The organism is Halobacillus sp. Marseille-P3879 (assembly GCF_900240285.1).
Classification (GTDB): Bacteria; Bacillota; Bacilli; order Bacillales; family Halobacillaceae; genus Halobacillus_A.
This window is the reverse complement of the sequence record NZ_OESS01000002.1, coordinates 988,321-1,012,164: the sequence shown is the minus strand read 5'-3', so window position 1 is coordinate 1,012,164 and position 23,844 is coordinate 988,321. Positions and strand designations below refer to the sequence as shown.

The 23,844-nt window shown below is 39.2% G+C and carries 30 protein-coding genes and 1 riboswitch; of the genes, 17 read left to right on the top strand and 13 right to left on the bottom strand.

The window, feature by feature from the left end:
- The first annotated feature begins 107 nt into the window (after window positions 1-107).
- The 4 genes from rpmG (at window position 108) to C1A12_RS12995 (ending at window position 2,450) form a co-directional block, all read left to right on the top strand.
- On the top strand, window positions 108-257 hold the full coding sequence (gene rpmG / locus C1A12_RS13010; RefSeq protein WP_101844292.1) for a 50S ribosomal protein L33: 150 nt from the start codon (window positions 108-110) through the stop codon (window positions 255-257).
- Between the two features lie 45 nt (window positions 258-302).
- Window positions 303-872: a 5-formyltetrahydrofolate cyclo-ligase gene (locus C1A12_RS13005; protein WP_101844291.1), complete on the top strand. Its 570-nt coding sequence runs from the start codon at window positions 303-305 to the stop codon at window positions 870-872.
- 61 nt (window positions 873-933) lie between these two features.
- Entirely contained in the window at window positions 934-1,116 is a 183-nt protein-coding gene (locus C1A12_RS13000; RefSeq protein ID WP_101844290.1) for a hypothetical protein, read from the top strand.
- Between the two features lie 143 nt (window positions 1,117-1,259).
- Window positions 1,260-2,450 (top strand): rhomboid family intramembrane serine protease, encoded by a 1,191-nt coding sequence (locus C1A12_RS12995; RefSeq protein WP_159462192.1) that lies wholly within the window; start codon window positions 1,260-1,262, stop codon window positions 2,448-2,450.
- Window positions 2,451-2,583: 133 nt separating this feature from the next.
- Here C1A12_RS12995 and C1A12_RS12990 read toward each other — a convergent pair whose 3' ends face one another.
- Window positions 2,584-3,441 (bottom strand): hypothetical protein, encoded by an 858-nt coding sequence (locus tag C1A12_RS12990; protein WP_101844288.1) that lies wholly within the window; start codon window positions 3,439-3,441, stop codon window positions 2,584-2,586.
- A gap of 148 nt (window positions 3,442-3,589) precedes the next feature.
- Here C1A12_RS12990 and C1A12_RS12985 point away from each other — a divergent pair, with 148 nt between their 5' ends.
- From C1A12_RS12985 to fetB, 6 genes are all read left to right on the top strand, one after another.
- The gene (locus C1A12_RS12985; protein WP_200816591.1) at window positions 3,590-5,044 is read left to right on the top strand and encodes a spore germination protein; all 1,455 of its coding nucleotides are present in this window, start codon (window positions 3,590-3,592) and stop codon (window positions 5,042-5,044) included.
- 66 nt (window positions 5,045-5,110) lie between these two features.
- Window positions 5,111-5,320, top strand: coding sequence for a YqgQ family protein (locus C1A12_RS12980; RefSeq protein ID WP_101844287.1), 210 nt, complete (start codon window positions 5,111-5,113; stop codon window positions 5,318-5,320).
- A 7-nt stretch (window positions 5,321-5,327) separates the two neighbouring features.
- Window positions 5,328-6,278 (top strand): ROK family glucokinase, encoded by a 951-nt coding sequence (locus C1A12_RS12975; protein ID WP_101844286.1) that lies wholly within the window; start codon window positions 5,328-5,330, stop codon window positions 6,276-6,278.
- Between the two features lie 269 nt (window positions 6,279-6,547).
- Window positions 6,548-8,407 (top strand): LTA synthase family protein, encoded by a 1,860-nt coding sequence (locus C1A12_RS12970; RefSeq protein WP_101844285.1) that lies wholly within the window; start codon window positions 6,548-6,550, stop codon window positions 8,405-8,407.
- A 118-nt stretch (window positions 8,408-8,525) separates the two neighbouring features.
- Entirely contained in the window at window positions 8,526-9,212 is a 687-nt protein-coding gene (locus tag C1A12_RS12965) for a phosphate ABC transporter ATP-binding protein (protein ID WP_101844284.1), read from the top strand.
- Between the two features lie 15 nt (window positions 9,213-9,227).
- Window positions 9,228-10,013 (top strand): iron export ABC transporter permease subunit FetB, encoded by a 786-nt coding sequence (fetB, locus tag C1A12_RS12960; protein ID WP_101844283.1) that lies wholly within the window; start codon window positions 9,228-9,230, stop codon window positions 10,011-10,013.
- A 39-nt stretch (window positions 10,014-10,052) separates the two neighbouring features.
- Here fetB and C1A12_RS12955 read toward each other — a convergent pair whose 3' ends face one another.
- Window positions 10,053-10,217 (bottom strand): DUF2759 family protein, encoded by a 165-nt coding sequence (locus C1A12_RS12955; RefSeq protein ID WP_101844282.1) that lies wholly within the window; start codon window positions 10,215-10,217, stop codon window positions 10,053-10,055.
- A 157-nt stretch (window positions 10,218-10,374) separates the two neighbouring features.
- On the opposite strand from C1A12_RS12955, the gene C1A12_RS12950 reads away from it, so the two are divergent.
- A complete protein-coding gene (locus tag C1A12_RS12950; protein WP_200816590.1) occupies window positions 10,375-10,998 on the top strand; it encodes an MBL fold metallo-hydrolase in 624 nt (207 codons plus the stop codon).
- A 45-nt stretch (window positions 10,999-11,043) separates the two neighbouring features.
- Here the strand turns inward: C1A12_RS12950 and C1A12_RS12945 are convergent, their stop codons facing one another.
- Window positions 11,044-11,289 carry a DUF2626 domain-containing protein gene (locus C1A12_RS12945; protein WP_101844281.1) on the bottom strand — a complete coding sequence of 82 codons (246 nt, stop codon included), beginning with the start codon at window positions 11,287-11,289 and terminating at the stop codon, window positions 11,044-11,046.
- Window positions 11,290-11,536: 247 nt separating this feature from the next.
- Between C1A12_RS12945 and C1A12_RS12940 the strand changes: the two genes are divergently transcribed.
- A complete protein-coding gene (locus C1A12_RS12940) occupies window positions 11,537-11,902 on the top strand; it encodes a Spx/MgsR family RNA polymerase-binding regulatory protein (protein WP_101844919.1) in 366 nt (121 codons plus the stop codon).
- Window positions 11,903-11,948: 46 nt separating this feature from the next.
- On the opposite strand, the gene C1A12_RS12935 is transcribed toward C1A12_RS12940, so the two are convergent.
- The 7 genes from C1A12_RS12935 to comGA are packed head-to-tail and all read right to left on the bottom strand — an operon-like array spanning window position 11,949 to window position 15,770.
- A complete protein-coding gene (locus C1A12_RS12935; RefSeq protein WP_101844280.1) occupies window positions 11,949-12,245 on the bottom strand; it encodes a hypothetical protein in 297 nt (98 codons plus the stop codon).
- 37 nt (window positions 12,246-12,282) lie between these two features.
- Window positions 12,283-12,702 (bottom strand): competence type IV pilus minor pilin ComGF, encoded by a 420-nt coding sequence (locus C1A12_RS12930; protein ID WP_101844279.1) that lies wholly within the window; start codon window positions 12,700-12,702, stop codon window positions 12,283-12,285.
- Window positions 12,689-13,006: a type II secretion system protein gene (locus C1A12_RS12925; RefSeq protein ID WP_101844278.1), complete on the bottom strand. Its 318-nt coding sequence runs from the start codon at window positions 13,004-13,006 to the stop codon at window positions 12,689-12,691. The genes C1A12_RS12930 and C1A12_RS12925 overlap by 14 nt, the downstream gene beginning before the upstream one ends.
- Window positions 12,996-13,442 (bottom strand): competence type IV pilus minor pilin ComGD, encoded by a 447-nt coding sequence (gene comGD / locus C1A12_RS12920; protein ID WP_159462191.1) that lies wholly within the window; start codon window positions 13,440-13,442, stop codon window positions 12,996-12,998. Before comGD ends, C1A12_RS12925 begins: the two co-directional genes overlap by 11 nt.
- Window positions 13,429-13,734 carry a competence type IV pilus major pilin ComGC gene (gene comGC, locus C1A12_RS12915; protein ID WP_306417007.1) on the bottom strand — a complete coding sequence of 102 codons (306 nt, stop codon included), beginning with the start codon at window positions 13,732-13,734 and terminating at the stop codon, window positions 13,429-13,431. Before comGC ends, comGD begins: the two co-directional genes overlap by 14 nt.
- 4 nt (window positions 13,735-13,738) lie before the next feature.
- Window positions 13,739-14,800: a competence type IV pilus assembly protein ComGB gene (gene comGB / locus C1A12_RS12910; RefSeq protein ID WP_101844276.1), complete on the bottom strand. Its 1,062-nt coding sequence runs from the start codon at window positions 14,798-14,800 to the stop codon at window positions 13,739-13,741.
- Complete coding sequence (comGA, locus tag C1A12_RS12905; RefSeq protein WP_101844275.1) at window positions 14,775-15,770, bottom strand: competence type IV pilus ATPase ComGA; 996 nt, start codon at window positions 15,768-15,770, stop codon at window positions 14,775-14,777. Before comGA ends, comGB begins: the two co-directional genes overlap by 26 nt.
- A gap of 98 nt (window positions 15,771-15,868) precedes the next feature.
- Here comGA and C1A12_RS12900 point away from each other — a divergent pair, with 98 nt between their 5' ends.
- Both C1A12_RS12900 and C1A12_RS12895 read left to right on the top strand, forming a co-directional pair.
- Window positions 15,869-16,354 carry a shikimate kinase gene (locus C1A12_RS12900; protein WP_101844274.1) on the top strand — a complete coding sequence of 162 codons (486 nt, stop codon included), beginning with the start codon at window positions 15,869-15,871 and terminating at the stop codon, window positions 16,352-16,354.
- A 47-nt stretch (window positions 16,355-16,401) separates the two neighbouring features.
- On the top strand, window positions 16,402-16,575 hold the full coding sequence (locus C1A12_RS12895; RefSeq protein ID WP_101844273.1) for a YqzE family protein: 174 nt from the start codon (window positions 16,402-16,404) through the stop codon (window positions 16,573-16,575).
- Here C1A12_RS12895 and C1A12_RS12890 read toward each other — a convergent pair.
- Window positions 16,572-17,381, bottom strand: coding sequence for a YqhG family protein (locus tag C1A12_RS12890; protein WP_101844272.1), 810 nt, complete (start codon window positions 17,379-17,381; stop codon window positions 16,572-16,574). The genes C1A12_RS12895 and C1A12_RS12890 overlap by 4 nt on opposite strands.
- On the bottom strand, window positions 17,378-19,015 hold the full coding sequence (locus tag C1A12_RS12885; RefSeq protein ID WP_101844271.1) for a DEAD/DEAH box helicase: 1,638 nt from the start codon (window positions 19,013-19,015) through the stop codon (window positions 17,378-17,380). The genes C1A12_RS12890 and C1A12_RS12885 overlap by 4 nt, the downstream gene beginning before the upstream one ends.
- A 169-nt stretch (window positions 19,016-19,184) precedes the next feature.
- A riboswitch (glycine riboswitch) is annotated at window positions 19,185-19,276 on the top strand.
- Between the two features lie 151 nt (window positions 19,277-19,427).
- Here C1A12_RS12885 and gcvT point away from each other — a divergent pair.
- Genes gcvT through gcvPB form a run of 3 tightly spaced genes read left to right on the top strand, consistent with a single transcriptional unit; the run spans window position 19,428 to window position 23,351 of the window.
- The gene (gene gcvT, locus C1A12_RS12880) at window positions 19,428-20,528 is read left to right on the top strand and encodes a glycine cleavage system aminomethyltransferase GcvT (protein WP_101844270.1); all 1,101 of its coding nucleotides are present in this window, start codon (window positions 19,428-19,430) and stop codon (window positions 20,526-20,528) included.
- A 17-nt stretch (window positions 20,529-20,545) separates the two neighbouring features.
- Window positions 20,546-21,895: an aminomethyl-transferring glycine dehydrogenase subunit GcvPA gene (gene gcvPA / locus C1A12_RS12875; protein WP_101844269.1), complete on the top strand. Its 1,350-nt coding sequence runs from the start codon at window positions 20,546-20,548 to the stop codon at window positions 21,893-21,895.
- A complete protein-coding gene (gene gcvPB / locus C1A12_RS12870; RefSeq protein ID WP_101844268.1) occupies window positions 21,888-23,351 on the top strand; it encodes an aminomethyl-transferring glycine dehydrogenase subunit GcvPB in 1,464 nt (487 codons plus the stop codon). The genes gcvPA and gcvPB overlap by 8 nt, the downstream gene beginning before the upstream one ends.
- 32 nt (window positions 23,352-23,383) lie before the next feature.
- Here gcvPB and C1A12_RS12865 read toward each other — a convergent pair whose 3' ends face one another.
- Window positions 23,384-23,764, bottom strand: a complete 381-nt coding sequence (locus C1A12_RS12865; protein WP_101844267.1) for a rhodanese-like domain-containing protein — start codon at window positions 23,762-23,764, stop codon at window positions 23,384-23,386.
- Window positions 23,765-23,844 lie beyond the last annotated feature (80 nt).

Genomic DNA, 23,844 nt, shown 5'->3' with positions numbered 1-23,844 from the left:
TATTTATATTCCCACACTTGAAAGCGGACAGAAGTTTTGGTACGATTATAAAGTCTGATTATGTGGATAAAGACAGTGAATTGAATCTTGATTTGGAGGGATAAACCATGCGTGTAAATATCACACTTGCTTGCACTGAGACCGGTGACCGCAATTATATTACTACAAAAAACAAGCGTACTAACCCTGAACGCATCGAGCTTAAAAAATACAGCCCGCGTGTTGGGAAGCATACGCTTCATCGTGAGACTAAATAAGCAGCGGAGTATTATACTCTGCTGTTTTTTTATAGGGATGATTATATGAAAAAACAATTATTGAGAGAGCAAGGTAAACTGATTCTAAAATCTTTTTCAAATAACAAGAAGCGATTAATCGAAGAGAAGCTGCATCAACAGCTTTTTAACTCTGCTGCTTTTAAGCAGTCCGGTTCAATTGCGACTACGGTTTCTTTACCAGGTGAATGGAGTACATACCCAATCATTAAGCATGCCTGGGAAGAGAAGAAAAAAGTATTTGTTCCCAAATGCGATCCAAGAAGTAAAAAGATGACGTTCTATCACTTAACAGACTTCAATCAGTTGGAAACTGTTTTTTATGGTTTAAAGGAGCCTTCTCCCTCAAAAACAACCCCTGTATTAAAAAACGACATCGATTTTATTTTAGTACCTGGGCTGTTATTTGATCGTCAAGGGTACCGAATTGGATACGGCGGTGGTTTCTACGATCGATACCTGGTGGACTATCAAGGCAGGACAGCTTCTATGTTATCGAAAGAACAGTTGATTAAATCCATTCCTGTTGAAACGTTTGACGAACCTGTTCAGCAGTTAATGATAGAAAATGAAATTATAAATACATTCTCTAATTAGAATAACTGAACTCGAATAGACAAAAACTAGAGGGAACCAAATACATCAGGAGGTTTCCACGATGAACAACAAAAGTGTAATCCTTTCTCTGCTACTTCTCCCTTTAGGAGCTGTTCTCTTTATCCAAAGAAATAAGCTTATCCCATTTGTCGCTTCAGTACCCATTCTAAGAAAATTTAGTGTTCGCTTTATGATGAAGCTTCCTTTTGTAAGGAAAAAACTGATCGGAAATCTTTTTAAGTAACCTTTTCAGCTTGAGTGCAGCTAGAGCAAAGTATGAATCATCCATGTATAAAACTACCTGGCTTGAAGGTAGTTTTTTTACATGCACTTTTTTCGCTTTCCTTTTTTAGGACGTGGTATGCTTTTAAAAAGGGGTGGGAGGCTTTGTTTATTCAACAGGAATTTTATTTATGGAGATTATCTTACGATCTAGCCGTGAATCAAAGGTTTGACATAGTTTTCATTGATGCTCAAAACAGCGAGATATGGCTGGCTAAGGAACAACGAGGGATACAAGTTGTCGTGAGGCTCGTTCATAAAGAGATTAATTGGAGGAATGAGTTGAAACGGGAAGTTGATGATGTGCAGTATCACATATCAAGAAATAAACATGTTTTCCCCGGAGGCCGTACTCGTCTTCATTGTGTTTTCATATCAGAATATCCGCCCGTTGACGAATGGGATAGTATAGAATATCCACCAGCTAAACATGTAAAAGAAGTGAGTGTCCACTTCTTAGATGATGCGGAAAAGTATAAAGAACTCCCTTTCTTTATGAAACATTTCCAGATCTCATTGCAGCCCTATCATTCCACAACTGAAGAAATTGAATATGAGAGACAATCTCAATATTTAAAACAGCAGGTCATGTCGATCCATAAAAGAAGAAAGAAAGAGTTTCAAGAAGTATTTTCTTATGGAAAAACTGTGATAACTTTTGTGTTTATTATATTAAACTTAATTGTTTTTGCTCTGATGGAGAGGTATGGAGCGAGTACATCAACCTCGACACTTATTGAATTCGGGGCCAAATATAATCCAGCCATTATTGAAGGAGAATGGTGGAGGATTATCACCTCAATGTTTCTTCATATAGGCATTGTTCACTTACTTATGAACATGCTGGCTTTGTTTTATTTAGGAGCAGCTGTTGAAAAAATATACGGATCCACTCGATTTCTCACGATATATTTTCTTGCTGGTATTTTTGGGGGATCAGCTAGCTTTATGCTGAATCCGAATATAGCGGCAGGAGCTTCCGGAGCGATATTTGGCTTGTTCGGTGCTTTATTATATTTCGGTTTAAAAAACAAGCGGTTATTTTTTCAGACCATGGGATATAACCTGCTGATGATCATCGGGATAAATATTGCGTTCGGTCTAATTGTACCCCAGATTGACAACGGCGCCCATATAGGAGGATTAGCAGGAGGATTTATTGCTTCGATGATGGTGGGGCTCCCTTCACAGCAGCATTTAAAGAGAAACAAGCTGGTTGCTGTTATTCTTTATGGATTTTGTATGGTAGTAATGCTCAGTATAGGAATCTTCAAAGGAGATGGCTTCTCTTTGTGAATGAGTTTCAGTTATATAAGAGCAAAAAAATATGCGGTCAAGCCCTGCTTAGGGAAGAAAAGGGCTTGATCGTTCCAATCACCTGGCTAACATGATTTTCTTACAGTTAGTAGAAATTATAGTGAATTGCAATTTAATAATACTGGATCAGCTGATGTTTTTCACCTTGATCATCTTCATATAAAACCATTAAATGCTTGCCGTTTTTGTCGAAGAGAAGGAGAGGGATATAACTTTGAATAGGGTGTTTCGATTTTGCATCCTTAATCCCCAGTACATAATTCTTGTACAATCCCTCCCAGAGCTGACCGGATATTCTATTGTATTGCTCGGATGAAGTATAGGGAAAAGGGTTTTCTTCATTGAATGAGTGCAAATCAGTTAAGGGAACTTGTTCATACTGTCCTTGAGGAATTTGGTAGTAAGATTTAAGTCCATCCCACTGTACTTCAAGCTGCTGATGAATGGAGTGATCCAGCTTATTCTGCCATTCTTCTTCTTCTTTTGATTCAGCATTTTTAAACGCCATCCTTTTTGAATGCGGAGAGTCTACAATGTACAATTTATCGTATGTAGTAGCCTGAATACTATTGATGACATCCTCTCCTTTATGTACTTCACCATGGTGAAAAGAAATGGCTTCATATTTTTTAGTTTCTTCTCCATGAAGCGTGGAATGTTTAGTGAGCTTCGCTTCATTTTCCTTCCATTTATTAACGACGCCTTTTAATCTTCCATTTACGTAAAGTAAAGAAACATCCTGCCTAAGATAAACCGGCTCAGTACTTTTTGAAGAAGTCTTCCAGCCTACCTCATATTCGTCATCCCCCTCTCCTTCCTGATAGGAGAGTAAGGTCTCTGCCTTGTCAAAAGTCACATCCTCAGCAATAGGGAAGTATTTAACGACTGTCTCTTCTTTTGATACGTTGTAAAAATAAAATACCATTAGAAAAATTAAAAAAGCGCAGATGGATAACCAAATGTATTTCAATGTTCAGCATCCCCTTTATAACTCTATGTTATAGAACTATGATGAAAGCGCTGAGGACATGCTTAAAAGTTATTATAATCGAGCGTTTATGTATGTTTTCACTGGAATGGTAAAGTCTAATCATCATAAGAAACATGGGGGGCTGAGAATGAAAAAGAAACAACCTATGTTCGATAAATATGAGCAGAATGTAAACTTTCTTAAAGAATATTTAGCTGTAGATGAGAGCTTTGATTTGATCCACCTGGACGTCGTCTATGCGAACAGAAAAATGTCCTTATTCATGGTCGATGGTTTTGTTAAAGATGAAATTCTCCATTATTTAATGAGGGTTCTATCCTATCTCGACCCTAATGACCTCAGTATCGATCCATTAGAAAAACTATTAAAGACTCATATCCCATATGTGGAATTGGATCAGGAGAAAGATTTAATAAAGGCAGGGGATTCTGTGCTGGCTGGGCCTACAGCGCTTGTCGTTGAAGGCGTCGACGAGATCATAATGATTGATGCTAGAACTTATCCAGTACGGGGACCGGAAGAACCGGATTTGGAAAGGGTGGTAAGAGGTTCCAGAGACGGTTTTGTAGAAACGATTGTCTTTAACGCTGCCCTGACAAGAAGAAGGGTAAGGGATCGATCCTTACGTATGGAATATTTACAAATCGGGAGAAGGTCGCAAACAGATATCTGCCTTTGTTATATTAAAGAAATTGCGGATGATGAACGGATTGAACATCTTCAGCGTGTATTAAAGGAAATTGATACGGACGCTCTGCCTATGGCGGAAAAAACTATTGAGGAATATATCAGCGGTCAGCATTGGAATCCTTATCCGATGATACGCTATACTGAACGGCCTGATACTGCAGCTGCTCATTTGTATGAAGGGCACGTCCTAATCATAATTGATGGATCCCCCAGTGTAATGATAACCCCGGCCACTTTCTGGCACCATATGCAGCATGCGGAAGAATATAGGCAGAAGCCTTTAGTGGGTGCGTATTTACGCTGGGTAAGATTCGTTGCATTATTTATGTCTGTCTTCTTATTACCTTTATATTATTTGTTTTCTATCCGTCCTGATTTACTGCCTGATGCTTTGGCTTACATCGGTCCTCAGGAAGAAGGAACAACTCCTCTTCTTATCCAGTTTTTAATCGCGGAAATTGGTATCGATATGCTGCGCATGGCAGCTATACACACACCTTCTTCCCTGGCTACAGCTCTTGGGCTTGTCGCAGCAATTCTCATAGGGCAAGTGGCGGTAGATGTAGGACTATTCTCTCCTGAAGTCGTCCTCTATTTATCGATTGCAGCAATTGGAACCTTTGCGACACCTAGTTATGAAGTAGGGTTAGCCGATCGAATATCAAGAATTGCTCTATTATTAATTACAGGTTTCTTTGGTTTGAAGGGCTATATCATCGGAGTTACGCTGTGGATTTTGTACCTATCTAATATGCAAACCTTTAAAACGCCATACCTCTGGCCTTTCCTTCCATTTTCTTTACGTGCTTTCCGTGATATTTTTATCCGCTCCCCTATTCCATTGAAAAATAGAAGACCCGCTTTCCTTCATCCTAAAGACCCTGACCGTTAATGAATGGTCAGGGCTTTAATCGTTTTCAATCCGTTGTTGGATTGGTATAATGAGAGAGGTGATAAAATGAAAACAATCTACGATGTTCAACAACTGTTAAAGAAATTCGGGACGTTTATTTACGTAGGAGATCGTCTTGCAGAACTAGAACTAATGGAGGACGAAATTCAAACCTTATATGAAGCGCAATGTGTAACGAAAGAAGAGTACTCAATGGCTGTTTTGCTGCTGCGTTCAGAAATAGCTATATTAAGAGATAAACAAAAAGGGGAGTAATTACAGAATGAGTGAAAAATATTGTATTGGAGCAGACATTGGTGGTACAACGATCAAATTGGCGGTGATTTCTACTGAAGGTAAAATTTATAAGAAATGGGAAATTCACACGGATACAAGTGAACATGGGAAGAATATTACCAGAGATATAAACATAGCGATTAATGATACGTTAAAAGAGCTGAACATACATAAATCTTCTATCCTGGGAATTGGTGCAGGGGCCCCTGGTTTCGTTGATACGAAAACAGGATATATCAATGAGGCAATTAACATCGGCTGGAAACATTTTGACTTCGGTATTGAATTAAAGGAATTAACAGGATTGCCGGTGTGGGTCGACAATGATGCGAATCTTGCAGCACTGGGAGAAAATTGGCTGGGAGCTGGAAGAGGTGTAGAGAATCTTATTGCCGTCACGTTAGGTACCGGAGTAGGCGGGGGAATAATTGCAAATGGAGATATTCTGAATGGTGCTAATGGTACTGCTGCAGAAATAGGCCACATGACGATGAAAACAGCAGGAGGGGCTCCGTGTAATTGTGGAAGGTCAGGCTGTTTAGAAACAGAAACATCAGCTACAGCGATTGTTAGGAAAGCAAAGGAAGCGCTTGGTCATCATTCATCTTCACAATTGGCTGACTTGAGCAGTATTACTGCAAAGGATGTATTCGAAGCTGCAAATAACGGGGATGAGACAGCAGCTAAAGTACTCGATGAGGTTATTGATACTTTAGGGCTGGCTCTGGCTAATTTAACGGTTACAATTAACCCAGATAAGATTGTATTAGGCGGAGGGGTATCAAAAGCTGGTAACCAGCTGTTAGATCCTTTAAGAGCGGCTTATAAGAAATATGCTCTCCCTCGAGCAGCCGAAGCGTGTACATTTGAGCTTGCCGAATTGGGGAATGATGCAGGGGTAATCGGAGGCGCCTCATTGGTTAACCAGTATCATTAAAATAAACAGCATAGAAGTTGGATGTCTGGTCTGTCTTTAAAAAAAGTCATTAAGTTGGCTTTTTTTTATGGGAAACAGGGTGGTTAACAAGCTGGTGGAAATTACCTTTCCTCCGTCCGCAAATATAGAATATAATGGCAAATACTACTTTCAATGAAACTTTTATGATAATATATTCGTCATATTAGGGGGAATTGTTTAGAAAAGCATAAGCATGGAAATTAATAAAAGATAAACATCCTGAGAAACAGGGTGGAGGGGGAAATATCATGCAATTTAACAAATTGCGGCTGCCTTTATTTGTGATTGCATCTTTTCTCTTTGGTGTAAAAGCATATTTTATGTATCGTTTTATGTTTGGTTTAACCATTGAAAATTTGATGCAGGAAGTTATTTTATTTTTAAATCCAATTGCCAGCGCCTATTTAGTATTTGCTATAAGCGTGTGGCTGAAACCGAAAAACCAAATGAGATATCTACGCTGGACAGCCGTCGTGGGCACGTTAATTCTATATTTAAATTTAGTATTTTATCGTAATTTCACTGACTTTATAACTATCCCTGTTTTGTTTCAGGGCAATAATGCTGCTGATCTTACTTCAAGTATTCTTACCCTTATTCATATTGAAGATATCCTGCTAATCATTGATGTGGTTTTAATTTGGCTGATAAGCATTAAATCACCGTATGCAGCCACCCATTTTAACAAGCATTCTAAGATTGCAGCAACCGCTGTTACTTTCCTTCTCCTTGCAGGGAACGTAGTCCTGGCCGAAATTGAACGTCCAATGCTGTTTGTGAGGGCATTTGACCGTGAATACCTCGTGAAAAATATTGGGATATACAACTACCATATCTATGATGCAACCATGCAGACGAAAACAAAAGCACAACGAGTGTTTGCCGACAGCAGTCAAATCAGTGATATTGAAAGTTATATGAAGGAAGAAACGGGATCTAAAGAATCCTCTGATATGTTTGGAGTTGCGGAGGACAAAAATGTAATATTTGTAAGTATCGAATCCTTCCAGAATTATTTATTGGATTCTGAAATAAATGGGACTGAAACTACACCTTTCTTAAATGATCTTAAGGAAAGGGAAGACACTATCTGGTTCGAGAATTTTTATCACCAGACAGCTCAAGGTAAAACATCTGATTCAGAATTTATTGTGGAGAATTCACTATATCCGCTTGATCGTGGCGCTGTGTATTTCACACATGCTCAAAATGAATATAACGCCCTTCCTGAAATTTTAAATCAGAATGATTATGAAACCAGCGTTTTTCATGCCAATAACAAGAGTTTCTGGAATAGAGACGTAATGTATGACAACATTGGTTATGATGAATTCTACGGTGATCAATCATTTGAAGAAACAGAAGAAAATTCGTTTGGGTGGGGGTTAGAGGATAAAGAATTTTTCAAACAATCGATTCCTTATTTAGAGGAACAGGAACAACCATTTTACAGTAAATTTATTACGTTAACTCACCATTTTCCATTTGAATTACCAGAAGAGAAGGCAAATATTGATAAACATGATTCCGGTTCACAAACGTTGAATAATTCCTTTCAAACCGCCAGATATACGGATGAAGCTTTACAGGTCTTCTTTGATGAATTGAAAGCTTCCGGCTTATATGAGGATTCGATCATTGTTCTAATGGGTGATCACTATGGCATTAGTGAATATCACGATAAGGCGATGGGCGAGTTTATTGGTAAAGAAATTGATGGTTACCAACATATGCAGCTTCAGCGTGTGCCTTTTATGATTCACATTCCAGGTTATGAAGACGGGGAGAAACGGGATGAAGTCGTTGGCCAGATTGATGTAAAACCAACATTGTTAAATCTTTTAGGAATTGAAGATAAAAATGATCTAACCTTTGGCTCGGATATGTTTTCAGATAACCGTAAAGGATTTGTGGCAATGCGAGATGGAAGCTTTGTGAGTGAAGATTACATTTATACGGATGGTATTTGTTATGATCGCGGGACAGGGGAAGAAATTGATCAGGAAGAAGAAGCCTGTGCTCCGGTAAGAGAAAAAGTGGATCAGGAACTACAGTATTCAAACGATATTATCTACGGGGATCTATTCAGATTTTATGATTTTAATTAAATGGAAAGTCATTATGAGACTATGCTCATAATGACTTTTTGCTTTTATATATGGACGTCTCGGGTATTATAAGAATGGTGCCGCAAAAAGAACCGTAGAGTGAAAAGGGGGAAAACTAATGTTTCGTTTTGAAGATGTGACTTATGGACCTTTAAAGAATATATCATTTTCCATTAGTAAAAAAGAAAAAGTTATGCTGTTTGGCCCGTCAGGAGCAGGGAAAAGTACACTGCTGTACTTGTTCAACCGTTTACATAGTCCTGATAACGGAACGATTCTCTTGGGAGGTCGGGATATAGTTGAACAGGAAGTTACTGATTTAAGAAAACGAGTAGGGTTAGTACTTCAGGAACCCAATTTATTTCCTGGTACTGTATTAGACAATATTAAATACGGACCTGCCTTATTTGGAGAATGGCAGGATGAACATGCTGAACAGCTGCTCCGCTATGTCCAGCTGCCTTCTTCATATTTAGATAGAGATGTGGAACAGCTTTCCGGCGGGGAAAAACAACGAGTATCTTTAGCTCGTACATTAGCTAACTCCCCGGAGGTTCTTCTGCTTGATGAACCGACGAGTGCTTTAGACTACAGGACAGCGGAAGAAATAGAGGAATGTTTAGAGAGCTTAATAAACGAGCACGGTTTAACGATGATTATGGTTACACATAATTTAAACCAGGCTCGCCGTTTAGGGCAAAGAGGATTGTTTCTCGTTAATGGTGAGCTAGTTGAAGATGGTAATATCCCAGAAATGTTAGACAAGCCTGATACTAAGGAGCTTGCAAGGTTTATCGAAGAATAAAGGGAGTGAATGTTTATGGAGCCGGAGATTTCGAATCAATCGCTGTTATTCTTAATTGTGTTTGTGTTTATTCCTCTTTCATTATCTTACTTTTATCAACTCGGTCTCAGTAAGAATATTTTATGGTCTACTATCCGGGGAACTATTCAGCTTTTTGCAATCGGCTATCTTTTGACGTATTTATTCGATTTAAGGGCTGCCATAGGTATTCCTTTAATGATCACTATTATGATCACTGTAGCTACCTTTCACGCAAGATTAAAAGGAAAAGAGCTTCCACACGTTTTTTGGTATATATTATTTGGATTAATAGTCATTGAAGTAGGTGTACTCAGCATGTGGCTGCTGTTTGATATGGTAGAGTTTACCCCTTCTGAAGTTATTCCGATGAGCGGAATGGTGATTGGTAATAGTATGGTCGCAATGGGTCTGGCTCTCGAAAGGATGAAAAATGAATTTAAAGAAAACAATGGGCGGTTACTGGCCGCGTTGTCTTTAGGAGCAAAGCCGAAAACAGCTTCGAAATTAATTGTGCAGAAAACATTAAACGCTGCCCTTATTCCAAACGTGGATCAACTTAAAACCATAGGACTTGTACAGCTTCCCGGTATGATGACAGGATTGATCCTAGGAGGAGTGGAACCAGCCATGGCTATTAAGTATCAGCTCGTAATTTCATTGAGTATTTTCTCTTCTGTTTCATTGAGTGCCATGTTTATTACTCTAGCGATGTACCGTTACTTCTTTAATGAACAGGATCAGCTCCTAGAAACGGAAGAAGCTATTCGCAACCAATCTTAATAAAAAATCCAGTTGCAGGAGCAACTGGATTTTTTATCATCAGCCAAACAAATTTGAATAGATTGTCATTACGGAAAACCAGCCAAACAGCAGAGCCGAGACAGCCGCAAATAATACAGCAAAGAAATTTTTTGTCTTAATTTCTCTAAATACTGCAAATACACATAAAATGGTTACGAGTAAAAGAAGAATTGCTGTTACCACTAGAAACCCTCCAATATCCTTTTCTTTATTATCACCCGATCAGTTTGGATGTTATACTATATGTACCGTTTTGATTCCACATTTATTTTATAGTATTCGCACGGTTTTGTCGAGTAGTTGGAAAGTATTTTAAATACATGATTTTGAGGTGGATAAAGTGTTAAACATTACAAGATTACCTTTAGGGTTAATGGGTACGAATTCTTATATTATAACTGAAAACAACAAGGCATTAGTGGTAGATCCAGGCGGGGATTTTCAAAAGCTTGACCAATTGATTCAGGAGAAAGGGGTAGAGGTGATTGCGATCCTTTTAACGCACGCTCATTTTGATCATATCGGTGCAGTAGATGACGCGCGTCAAGCCTATCAAGCACCGGTGTACCTCCATCAGGCTGAACATGACTGGTTAACGGATAGTACATTGAACGGTTCCGCCCTTTTTCAAATTGGTGAGATAACAGCAGAACCAGCTGATTACGAGCTTAAGCCTGGTCCTCTTGAGATCGGGCCGTTTACTTTTGAAGTTCGCCACACACCAGGTCATTCGCCGGGCAGTGTATCGTTTGTTTTTCGGAACCAGCGATTCACTGTAGCAGGTGATACGTTGTTTCAGCGTGGGATAGGAAGGACAGATCTGCCAGGAGGAGATCGAGAAATCCTGGAAGACAGTATAACTACCCAGCTGTTTAGTTTACGAAATGATATGAAAATTTATCCGGGTCATGGACTTCCGACAACAGTGGAAGAGGAAAAGAAGGAGAACCCATTTTTTTCATAAATGGAGTAAAGAAAAAACTGCTGCCCTTTAAGCGGGCAGCAGTTTTTAGTGACCTCCAAATGATGGAACCAAAATGAATGAAGAATAGTAAGTAAAACCAATCATAAACACTGTCAAGTACGAAAAGAATATGTATATGTACATACGTTCAGACAGTTTGAGGTACCCAATTGCAAGGAAAAAGGCTGTTTGTGCCAGTGACAAGAATGCTGCCTCCATCATGTCGCCAGTATAAAACATGACAGCAAATATCCCAGTCCAAAAAGCCATTACTCGAAACATGCGATCCATGCTTCTTCCCCCTCCTTTATCATCTATCATCGTAACGCTATCATCCATATTATAAACGACCTAATTCAGAATGTAAATAAACCAAATACTTATCTCTTATACTCTTTCCCAAATTTAAAATTTTAAACCGCCTCTAACAAAAAGTTAGAAAAAGGAACAAATAAGGTTTATTAAATTAAAACAGGGTAATACATTAAAAGGTCATCAATAATTCGACAAATTTTTTAAAGGAAAAGGAGTGATTCCAATAAAAGGAGTAAAGTTCTACAGCTATCCAAGTTGTACATCCTGTCGGCGAACAAAAAAATGGTTATTGACGGAAGGTGTTCAGTTTGACGAGCGTCACCTTTTTAGAGAAACTCCCACAGTAAAAGAGTTGAAAGAGATCTTATCACTGACCACAAATGGGATTGATGAAATTCTGGCCAAAAGAAGCAAGGAGTTTAAGTCATTACACCTAGAAGTCGAAAATTTAACGGTCAATGAACTTTTGCAGCTTGTTCACAACAAGCCAAAACTATTAAAGCGCCCTATTTTGACGGATGGGAAGAAGCTGGTTATTGGTTATAGTGAAGAAGGGCTTAAAGATTTAGCAGCCTGCTCTAAGCAGTGACCAACTCACTAGTCGTAAAACCGGTGTTCAGGTAAAAGCATCGGTTTTAATAGTGATAAATTTTTTTAAAATTTTTATTTTGGCCAGTAGTAATTTCTATGTTCCATGTACATTTTATGGAGTCTTCACTAAATGACTCGCAGTCAATGCTGGCTTCCCCGCTCGGAAGCGTAAATGTATTTTCTGAAAGAAGCAACTCGGTCTTCTCTATCTTCAGCATCTCAGCCTCAGCATAGTAATATAGATTCTGGAGTTGAGCAGAAGAAATAAGAGACTGCGTAGACCGAATTTGATTTTGATACAGGCTGCTTGTCATAATTGTAATAAGAATAATTAGGTTCACCAGAATAACTACCCAGGGGAATACAATCCCTTTTTGATTACATATGAACGGGTAAAGGAATTGTCTTATAGTAATCACCTCTGTTTTTTGTGGTTAGTTGAATCTTTAAATTACCTTCGGCTTCAGTAAAACTGACGGCTTTAATATCGTGAATCAAAAGTTCGTGTCCCTGGGCATCTACTCTTCTCCGAATATTATCTCTGTATTTTTCAATTTCAATGTTTCTGTTATTAAGATCCGTTATGACGATTTTTTCTTTGGAAATGAGTAATTTAGTGGAGACATTCATTTCATCCTCAATAAAAGTAAAGAATTGAAACGCTGCCAGTTCTTCATAATAACCGCTGCTTTTCATCATTTCTATAGTTGGGATACTGAGGGTTAACAGGATAGTAACTACAGTTAAAGATATGATTGTTTCTAAAAAAGTGAAGCCGAGTTCTTTATGGTGGCGCATAAAGGCATAACCTCTCTGTTTTATTATTGCGGTCCTCCCAGGAAGCACATCCCTCGATGTAACCTTGCTGAACCTCAAAGGTTAATTTAATACCATCAATATTATTTTCTATGCGTGCAGCTATAGGGGAGTCTGTATATTCGTGCAGCTTGTTTTGCAATGTGATCACCGCATTTCTTTTTTCTGATAAAGCTTTTTGATCACTTCTTATATCAGTAAGTAATGGGACAATCAATAAAGACGCAACCATCAGTACACTGAATGAGCATATAACTTCTATAAGCGTTAATCCTTTACTGTTCAATAATGGACACCCGGCTTTTTCCAAATGGGAAGGTAATTTTATAGGTTGCATAGGGAGAGACAATGGTCATCGTTCCTGGATTTCGCAGCGTACCTGCCGCGTTAAAGCGTATAGGGGAAGTAAGACTTTGTAGATTTATTTTCCATTGGTCTGGAAATTTTCTATGATAAATAGTGAGCTTATTTTTATAATCGTACAAATAATAATCACGATGAGCAGGGCGAATCATAATCCAATAATTAGGGTGATCAGTCATCGTTAGTTGCTGGGCAAGTAAAATATCCTCTTGAAATTGTTCCATATATTGCTGTGTTTCTATTTTTCTTACTACATTATTCTGAAGCGGAATGACCAGAATAAGAGAAATAGAAAAAACGGTTAACACAAGAAGTACTTCTGTAAGCGTATAGCCGCTTTGTTTATTAAGGACTGTCAACTTGACCATTCTCAGCGTTATAAGTAAGTTCCTCCCCATTTGGGCATTGAGTTTGAGTAATATAATTTTCTTCTACTAGAGTACTCAAATCTTCTGGAAAAGCATTGTGTTCAATGTAATAGGATTCAACTTGAGCGGCTGTTGTTAAGACAAGGGCTTCACATCCTTTAGTTCGAATAGATTCTGTATTATCGGTTAAATTGGGGATTGTTATTATTAGTAATACTGATATTATTAGTAAAACAATAAGCATTTCTATTAGTGTAAATCCTTTTTGGTTCAACAGACCCACTCCTTTAAATTTGATCCATCCATTGATACAACGGGAGCATAATGGAGGCGTAAATCAAGATCACTAAGCATGCTACAATTATGAAAAATATTGGTTGAATCAGCTGTACTGCTTTCATAAGTTTTTCTTTTAATTGGTCCATCAATAGTTCAGAGAGCATTTGCAGCTCTGATGCGAGTGTTGGTAAATCATTGGTTTGATGGAATATAGAGGTCAGCTCTTCACGAAATAACGCGCATTGATGGATGGATGCCGATAAACTTTGCCCGTCCTTCAACTGGTTTTGAATGTGACTGCTGTAAAAAGCCAGTTCGGGGTATTTTGTTTGATCCGAAATCACTTTCAACGAATCTTTTAAAGGAAGACCTGCTGTGAGAAGTGAACTTAAATGGGTGGCAAAAAGAAATGTCAGAGTGAACATTTTATAGGAACGAAGAAAGGGTGTTCTAATATATATTTTTAATTTCTGTGAAGTGGGGCGTTTGTAATTGGTTAATATAAACCCTCCTGCTATGAGTACGATGAACATAAATACGATGCCGAGAACTGTTAAGGCTATATCGGAACCTTTGAGTATTAAAAGGCTCCAGGGGGAAGAATTCCCGCTCTCAAACAGGATGCTAAAACTGGGAAGAATGGTGTGTTTGATCACATTAAACGATCCGATCAAAAAGATAAGAAGTATAATGGGGTAGCGCATAGCCTCTTTAAATTTTTGTTTATAGGTATGTTGTAGCTGCAAAAGCTCTCTGCATTGTCTAAATAAAGCAGGAAGGTCCTGATGTATACGTGCAAAGTAGAGAAAAGATGTAACTTGTCTTGAGAAGTTAGCTTTTTTAAATGCTATATCGATAGGGTTTCCCCGATTTAATTCGTAAATGATCTCCATAGTTACTTTTTTAAACTGAACATCCCAGCTTATCATCTGCAGAGACTTGACGAGCGGGTAGCCTTTATCGAGAAGTTTGCACGTTCTGCTCAAGAAGGTGATTTGATGCTTAAAAGCCAGCGGAGGGTTCTTTCTTCTTTGATGCATATTTTTAATTTTTCCAATAGCCGAGAGCATAGGCTTTCCTCCTTAAGGCAGAAAAGGGGACGAAGGATGAATCATTCTGCGGGGGAATACTATGGATAGCTGCTTGAAGGGCGGAGTTGTGGAGGATCTCAAGAATAGCAGCTCTTTTAGGAACGTCGTTAGTCAGGTTCGTACGAACAAGCTCTTGAGAGGCAATCGCAATAAGCGTTTGCTCCAGATCAACGGTTTTAATACCCATTTCCTTTAATCGTTGAACGGTGCCGTACGCATCCTTTGCATGGATCGTACTTACGATTAGATGACCGCTTAAAGCTGCACGTACTGCAAAGCGGGCAGTTTCCTCATCTCGAATTTCCCCGACCATAATTAAGTCAGGATCGTGGCGGAGTGCAGCTTTTAATCCAACATCATAAGTTATACCTGCTCTTTCGTTTATTTGGACCTGAATAATATTGTTTAGGTTTTTCTCTACCGGATCTTCTAATGTAACTGCCTGGATGGAATGTTCCTGAAGAATGGTTTCGAGTAATGAATAGATCGTTGTCGTTTTCCCGCAGCCAGTTGAACCTGTGAAAAGAATCATACCGCTTTTATGAATCATCCAATTTCTAATTATTCGAATTTGATAAGGGAAAAGAAAAAGCCGGGCAAGGTTTACGTAGTCTTGAGGAGGGAGAATACGAATGGCTAAGCTTTCCGCATTATTTATAGTGGGTAGAGTGGATAGCCTTAAATGATATAGCTGGAATTGATCTCGGTGTTGAAGAGAAGCATTTTGGGGTTTAGTAATTTCCCCGATATCCATTCCAGAAGTAAACTTGAAATATGCGAGCAGCTTCTGGTAAGTTGGGGTTGGTAAAGACTTGTAAAAGTGTCTTTCACCGTAAATGCGGAAATGAATATTTGTAGTGTTCTCGTCAGGAGAGAAATGGATATCAGAGGCTGACTTGGAAAAAGCAGATAAAAGTATTTCTTTAGCTTGACTGGCAATTTGACTCACCTTAATGGATCACCTCATTTCAAAATCTCTGTCTTTAATACTAATTCGACATAAATGGTAAAATTCCTGCTTATAATTTAAAAACTGGAGTGATTTGGATGTTTTTTTTAATCGGATATATGGGAAGTGGAAAGTCTACAATTGCAAAGGAGCTTAGCACCGCTTTAAATATGGAATACATAGAGATGGATGAAACAATTGAGAAAGATCAGCAGATGAGCATTACGGAAATTTTTGAACGCTATGGGGAAGAGTATTTTCGTGAGCTTGAAACAAACCTGTTGAAATCATTTCAAGGAAAGAAAGTAATTTCAACAGGAGGTGGTGTCATTTTATCCAGAGAAAATCAAGCAACATTAAAAAATGGCACTGTTATTTTCCTGGATGCTTCCTTTGATACAATTGATGACAGGCTTTCTAATGATTCCACCCGACCTCTGTGGACGGGTAATCGAGAAGGAAACCGTCAGCGGTTTAATAAGCGCCGTCCCGTTTATCATGGTCTTGCTGATCATATTATTAACGTGGACAAAAAAGATACAGACACGATTGTAGCTGAAATTATTCATAGTCTAAAAAGCTGATCCGCCGGACATAATAAAGGTAGTTCTTGTAAAGGTGGGATCACTTTATGAAAAAGAGTGAGTATGCACAGTTTTTAACTGAAGAAATGATGAAACATATGCATATGACTAAACAGGAAAAAAAGGAGCAGAAACAAACAAAACAATCGAAAAAAAATTCAGCATATTGGTTTGGTCTGCTGCCATTCGCTTTAAAGATGCTTAAAAAAAATCGTCGTTAGGATTTTTTCGTGAGCATATTGTTGGACGTTTGATTGGTTAAATATAGTAAACCGCCGTTAGCCACTTCCAATTGAATCCTGGGCTGGTAGCGTATAAGGAGCTGCTCAAGCTCCTTTTCGTATTGATCTTCATCAACATCCTGCGAGTGATAGAAGCTTTCTAATAGTTCTTTTTCGTGGTGCAGCTGTGAAAGAGACTCTTCTGCCCAGTGAGTGTCAAGGCTTGAGAGATAAGATTCAATATGATCCAGTATTCGTTGATAACCGCTCTCTATTTTAATTAAAGGTGTCATCGGAAATGTATAGTCAGCGACTTTGGACATTAAAGGGAGGTTATCCAGTTTTTCCATAATTCCATGAATGAGAGCCCCATTAATAAGGTTTAAACCAAGGGAAAGTAACAGGTCTTTGGACTGCTTTCCCCTGAAAGTAAGCCTTACATTCATACATAACCAGGGGTGAAGAGCAATATTTTGAACGGTTGCATTCACGTTTTCATATAACCTTGTGGTATAGCCTTTTTCCAGAGACACTTGATAAATCTGCTGCAGCTTCGGGGTCCCGGGGTGCAGGTAAATACCCTCCTCCTCTTCTCCTAGTTGAATATCTTTGAACGTTAAACTTAGTGGATCTCCTTCACGATTCATTTTTTTCATGTAATGCCAATAGAATGGACGGTTCATCAAAGATTCATCCATTTCTTTAGTAAGTTTTACTTTCATATGACCCCGTTTCTTTTCCGTGATTTCACAACCATTTAATTCGAAAAACGTCTTCGTAAATTCATAGTGGCTTGCACTGTTCACCCTAATTCCTTCCTTTCTTCAACCGAATATTCCACGTAACTGACCAGATTTTTCAGTTTTATATCAATTTCTCCCTGGGAGTCCGATTCCTGAAGAATTGATTGAACGTGTTTCTCAAAACTGCCTCCTGGAATCTGCTCTAAAATGGCATCCAAATCACCTACGGCATTTTGAAATAGTTGTATCTTCTCATAAAGTAAGCTGAGAATATGATCCTCAAGAGTATTTTTAATGGCAAAATTATATACATTTACATCTTTTTCTTGTCCGAAACGGTGAATTCTTCCGATTCTTTGTTCTAGCCGCATTGGGTTCCAGGGGAGATCATAGTTAATCATGTTATGGCAAAATTGAAGATTAATCCCCTCGGCACCAGCTTCTGTAGCAATCATTACCTGGGCTTTGTTTTTAAAAAGCTGTTTCATCCAGTCTCGTTTACTTTTATTAAATTTTCCGCTGAAAGGAACAGAGGATATCCCTCTCTGCTGCAGGAACCATTGTAAATAAAACTGCGAGGCGCGGTACTCTGTAAACACAATGAACTTTTCACCCGAGTTTTCAATCAAATCCGCCATTTTTTCGGCTTTTGTATGGTGGGGTAACTCGGCAATACTATCCATAAGCTGTTTTAAAAGGTCAGAAGGATTTTTCTCATTAAGTGATTTTAAAGACATAAAGCATGCTTCTCTGGAAGAACAAAGCTCTTTGGCTAGTGTTAACCATGTAAACGACGGGTGATCTGCTTTTAAAGCTTCTAATTTATCATAGAACTGCTGTTCTTCTTCATTAAAGTTCAAAGTAATGTTTTTGACTTTACGTTTCGAAGCATCCAGACCGGTGTCTTTTCGAAGGTTCCTTATCATTAGTTTGCCTAAAAGCGAATGAATATGGTTCTGGGTATCTTCCTCCTCAAGAGATGTATTCTTATATTTCTTTTTAAATTCTGTTAAATCACCTAAATAGCCCGGTTTAAGTATTGACACTAAATTAAATAAGTCACTTAATTTATTTTGGATAGGGGTCGCTGTAAGTAACAGACAATATGTCTTCTTCAATTGTTTCACAAATTGAAAGTTTTTCGTTTGATGGTTTTTCAGTTTGTGCGCTTCATCAATAATAATCATGTCATAAGAAATAGATAGAATTTCCTCTTTGTGCTGCTCTCTTTTGGCCATATCTATAGAAGTTACGGTTATATCCCAGTGCTTCCAGTCAGCATGTTTTTTTCTCGGAGAGGCTGCTTGAATATAGAACTTCTCACTGAGTTCCTGCATCCACTGATTAACCAACGAAGCGGGAGTGAGGATCAATACTTTTTTTGCCATTCCCCTAATCATGTATTCTTTTAGGATTAAACCGGCTTCGAGTGTTTTTCCAAGACCTACTTCGTCTGCAAGGATCGCTCTTCCGCTCATTTCATGAACTACTTTGTTACAGGCATCAATCTGGTGTTCAAGAAATTGGATGTGCGGCAGCTGATTTAAGGCTAGTACACCCTCAAACTGAGGAATGGATTGAAGCTTAAGTCCCTGCCAAGCGAGCTTAAATTCTTCATAGCTGCAAAGGGAATCCGATTCTTCAAGGCGTTGCGAGAGTTTTGGTAAAAACGTATTGTCCGGGTGTATTGTGATCACATCAAATTCCTCCTTGTTCCGGTACGATTTATAGATTTATTTGAAATTTTAAAATCTGATCTGTACGTTTCAAATCGCTATGGTATAATGAAGCTGAAAAAATGAGAGAGTTTATCGTATTCTTTACAGGTTAGTATGTCCCGTTCAATCTAACTAAATACTAATGCGAATGACTGCAGGGGGAGAGCCTACGTAATGTAGCGCCGAAGGAGCAAGCAAATGATTGTGAATCTCTCAGGCAAAGAAGACCTCTGTAGGACGCAGCTCTGGAGAGAGTTTACTAAAGAGAGTAAACCACCCAAGAAGCAAGCGTAATGAATAACGCGAAACTTTCTGGTGCACGGACAGAGACTCCTACTTTATACGGTGGAGTCTCTTTTTTATGTCAACTATGAAAAAAAGGAGTGGTTAAATGGCAGATTTAAAGCGAACCCCTTTGTATCCTGAATATAAAAAACTTGGGGCCAAAACAATTGATTTCGGCGGCTGGGATTTACCCGTTCAATTTTCCAGTATAAAAGATGAACATCATGCTACTCGTAAGAAAGCGGGTCTGTTTGATGTTTCTCATATGGGAGAGGTATTGGTAGAAGGAGAATACAGCTTATTTTTCCTGCAAAAATTACTGACAAACGATATATCTAAACTGAAGCCTGGTAAAGCCCAGTACACGATTATGTGTTATGAAAATGGTGGAACCGTTGATGATTTAATTGTTTATATGCTGGAGGAAAATAAATATCTGCTGGTTATAAATGCAGCAAACCGCAGTAAAGACGTTGACTGGCTGAAAAAACATGCTGGAGAGAAAGTAACTATTTCTGATGTTTCGGATGAATATGTTCAGCTAGCTCTTCAGGGTCCTGCTGCTGAACAGACGTTACAGGGGTTAACAGAGACCAGCCTGGCTGATATTAAATTCTTTAACTTTGCTCAAAGAGTACGATTTAAGGATGTGGATGCGGAAGCAATTGTTTCACGCACAGGATATACAGGGGAAGATGGATTTGAAATTTATCTCCCGAGTGAAGCAGGTCCGGAATTATGGCAGGCAATACTACAATATGGACAGGAACACGGTGTTCAGCCGATTGGGCTTGGCGCACGTGATACCTTGCGTTTTGAAGCGAATTTAGCCCTGTATGGTCAGGAATTAAGTCCGGACATCACTCCGCTGGAAGCCGGGCTTAAATTTGCCGTTAAACTTAATAAAGAAGCTGACTTTATCGGCAAAGAAGCTCTAATTCGTCAAGAAGAACAGGGTTTAACCAGAAAGCTTGTTGGCTTAGAAATGATTGATAAAGGTATTCCCCGTACTGGTTATGAAGTGTTTGATGGAAATGAGAACATTGGATTTGTAACTACAGGAACTCAATCTCCTACACTTGGTAAGAACATTGGGTTGGCCCTGGTAAAAATCGAATATATAACACCCGGAACAGAAGTCACTGTGCAAGTCCGCAAGAGAAAGTTAAAAGCAAAGGTTGTACCTACCCCTTTTTATAAACGTTAAGATTGGAGGAAATCATTATGGAATTTCGATACTTACCGATGACAGAACAGGATAAACAAGAAATGCTGTCAACCATTGGCGTAAAGTCAACAGATGAATTATTTGCAGATATACCGGAATCTGTACGATACAACGGAGAATTAAAGATTAAACCTCCAAAAAATGAATATGCGTTAACGAAGGAGCTTACTCAATTAGCTAACCGTAATGTAGATACTAAATCCCATACCAGCTTCCTTGGAGCAGGCGTATATGATCACTACATCCCTTCCATTGTTGATCACGTTATATCACGCTCTGAATTTTATACGGCATACACCCCATACCAGCCTGAAATCTCGCAAGGGGAGCTGCAGGCAATTTTTGAGTTCCAGACAATGATTTGTGAGTTAACGGGTATGGATGTAGCCAATTCCTCTATGTATGATGGAGGGACTGCGCTAGCAGAAGCAGTAAACCTGTCAGCAGGGCAGACAAAAAAACAGAAAGTTCTTGTTTCAAAAGCTATTCACCCTGAATCTCTTGCAGTTATTTACTCTTACGCTAAGGGGCCGGGCGTTGAAATTGTTGAAATTGAACATGTTAATGGCGTTACTGATTTAGATCAGTTAGAAAAGGAACTGGATGAGAATACAGCAAGCGTGGTTTTGCAATATCCTAATTTCTTCGGTCAAATTGAACGTCTTGATCGAGTGAGAGAATTGGTGGATCAGCAGAAAAAAACGATGATGATTACGTCAAGTAACCCATTAGCTCTTGGATACCTCACACCTCCCGGAGAATTTGGGGCGGATATTGTTGTAGGGGATGCTCAGGTGTTTGGTATACCTGCTCAATTTGGGGGACCACATTGTGGTTATTTTGCGACAACCAAAAAATTAATGCGAAAGGTGCCTGGAAGACTTGTTGGTCAGACAAAAGACGAAGAAGGAAGAAGGGGTTTTGTGCTGACGCTGCAGGCTCGGGAACAGCACATTAGACGAGACAAAGCAACTTCCAATATTTGTTCGAATCAGGCTTTAAACGCACTGGCCTCATCAGCAGCCATGTCTTCCCTTGGAAAGCAGGGACTTAAAAGGATGGCCTGGTTGAACATACAGAAAGCATCCTATATGAAGGACCAGCTGGAGCGTGCAGGTTTTGAAATTCCCTTTAGTGGAGCTTTCTTCAACGAGCTGGTAGTCAAACTTAACGATGATATAGAGACAGTAAATCGTAAATTGCTGGAAAGAGGGATAATTGGCGGCTACGATTTATCCAGAGATAATAGGAAGCTGAAAAACCATATGCTAATAGCTGTCACGGAAGTGCGGACAAAAGAGGAAATAGATCAGTTTGTTAAAGAGGTAGGTGATATTTGTGGCTAAACAAGACTTTCCATTAATTTTTGAACTTAGTCAAGAGAGTCGTACAGGATTTAGTCTTCCTGAATTTGATGTCCCAGAGTCTCATATAGATAAACAACTAGGCGATGCATTTGTAAGAAAGAATGAACCCGATCTTCCTGAAGTAAGCGAACTGCAGATTATGCGCCATTACACCGCATTATCGACCAGAAACCATGGAGTAGATTCAGGATTTTATCCGCTGGGGTCTTGTACGATGAAATATAACCCTAAAGTCAATGAAGATATCGCAAGGCTTACTGGGTTCAGTCATATTCATCCTCTTCAGCCGATTGAAACGGTTCAAGGTGCTCTTGAGCTTATGTATGACTTACAGGAGATTTTGGCAGAGATTACAGGAATGGACAGTGTTACTCTTCAACCTGCGGCAGGTGCTCACGGGGAATGGACAGGTTTAATGATGATTCGTGCCTTCCATGAAGGAAATGGTGATTATAACCGCACAAAAGTCATCGTACCTGATTCCGCCCACGGGACAAACCCTGCGTCAGCTACAGTGGCTGGTTTTGAAGCAGTAACAGTCAAATCCAATGACCAGGGACTTGTTGACTTAGAAGACCTTAAACGAGTGGTCGATGAACAAACAGCAGCGTTAATGCTCACCAATCCAAATACGCTCGGTTTATTTGAAGAGCATATTGAAGAAATGGCTTCCATTATTCACGAGGCTGGAGGAAAGTTATATTATGACGGAGCGAATTTGAATGCAATCCTAGGTTATGCACGTCCAGGGGATATGGGCTTTGATGTCGTCCATTTAAATTTGCATAAAACATTTACAGGCCCGCATGGCGGGGGAGGTCCAGGATCTGGTCCGGTTGGTGTCACAGCAGAATTCGAACCCTTCCTGCCTAAACCGATCCTAACCAAACGGAAAGAAAGCTATGAATTTGATTATGACCGGCCAAAATCAATTGGTCGTGTGAAACCTTATTATGGCAACTTCGGAATTAATGTCCGCGCGTACACTTATATTCGTACAATGGGAGCTGAAGGGCTGAAGAAGGTTAGTGAATATGCAGTACTGAATGCAAACTATATGATGCGCAGACTGCAAGGCGAGTACGAACTGCCGTTTGACCGGCATTGTAAACATGAGTTTATACTATCTGGCAGACTGCAGAAGAAGCTGGGCGTTCGTACGCTGGATATAGCTAAACGTCTGTTGGATTTTGGCTACCATCCTCCTACCATTTATTTTCCGATAAATGTAGAAGAAGCAATTATGGCTGAGCCAACAGAAACAGAATCAAAAGAAACGCTGGATGCTTTTGTTGACGCGATGCTTCAGATTGCTGAAGAAGCAAAAAATGAGCCTGAGAAGGTTCAGGAAGCCCCTCATACTACAATTGTCAGCCGCATGGATGAAACGACAGCTGCGAGGAAGCCGATTCTTCGTTATCAGAAAGAAAATTAATGAAAAAAGACGCTGCGGCGATCGCAGCGTCTTTACTTTTTCGTTTTAATCTTCCCGTTCCACTTTTTAAAGCCGCCTTGAAGCTGATTAAGGTCTTTATAGCCTTTTTTGTTAAGCATTAAGGCTGCACGCGTAGAGCGTGCTCCACTTTGGCAGTAAAGGTAAACAGGTTTATCCTTACGAATTTCGATTAAGCGGTTTCTCATTTGAGAAAGTGGAATATTGCGTGCTCCTAATATATGCCCGCCGTCAAATTCTTTTGGTTCACGTACGTCAATAAGCTGAGCTTTTCTGTATCCTTGACGAAATTCTTCTTCAGATAATGTTGTTAATATTTTTCTAGCCTTCATAAATCGGAAGATACCGAATGCGATTAAGAAGACGATTGCGCCAATTAAAATCCAAAGATCCATTTCTATATACCCCCTCTTCCCCTATCTATTATATGGGGGAACTCTTCTTATTTCAAAGTTTTTTTATCGTTGAAATAGAG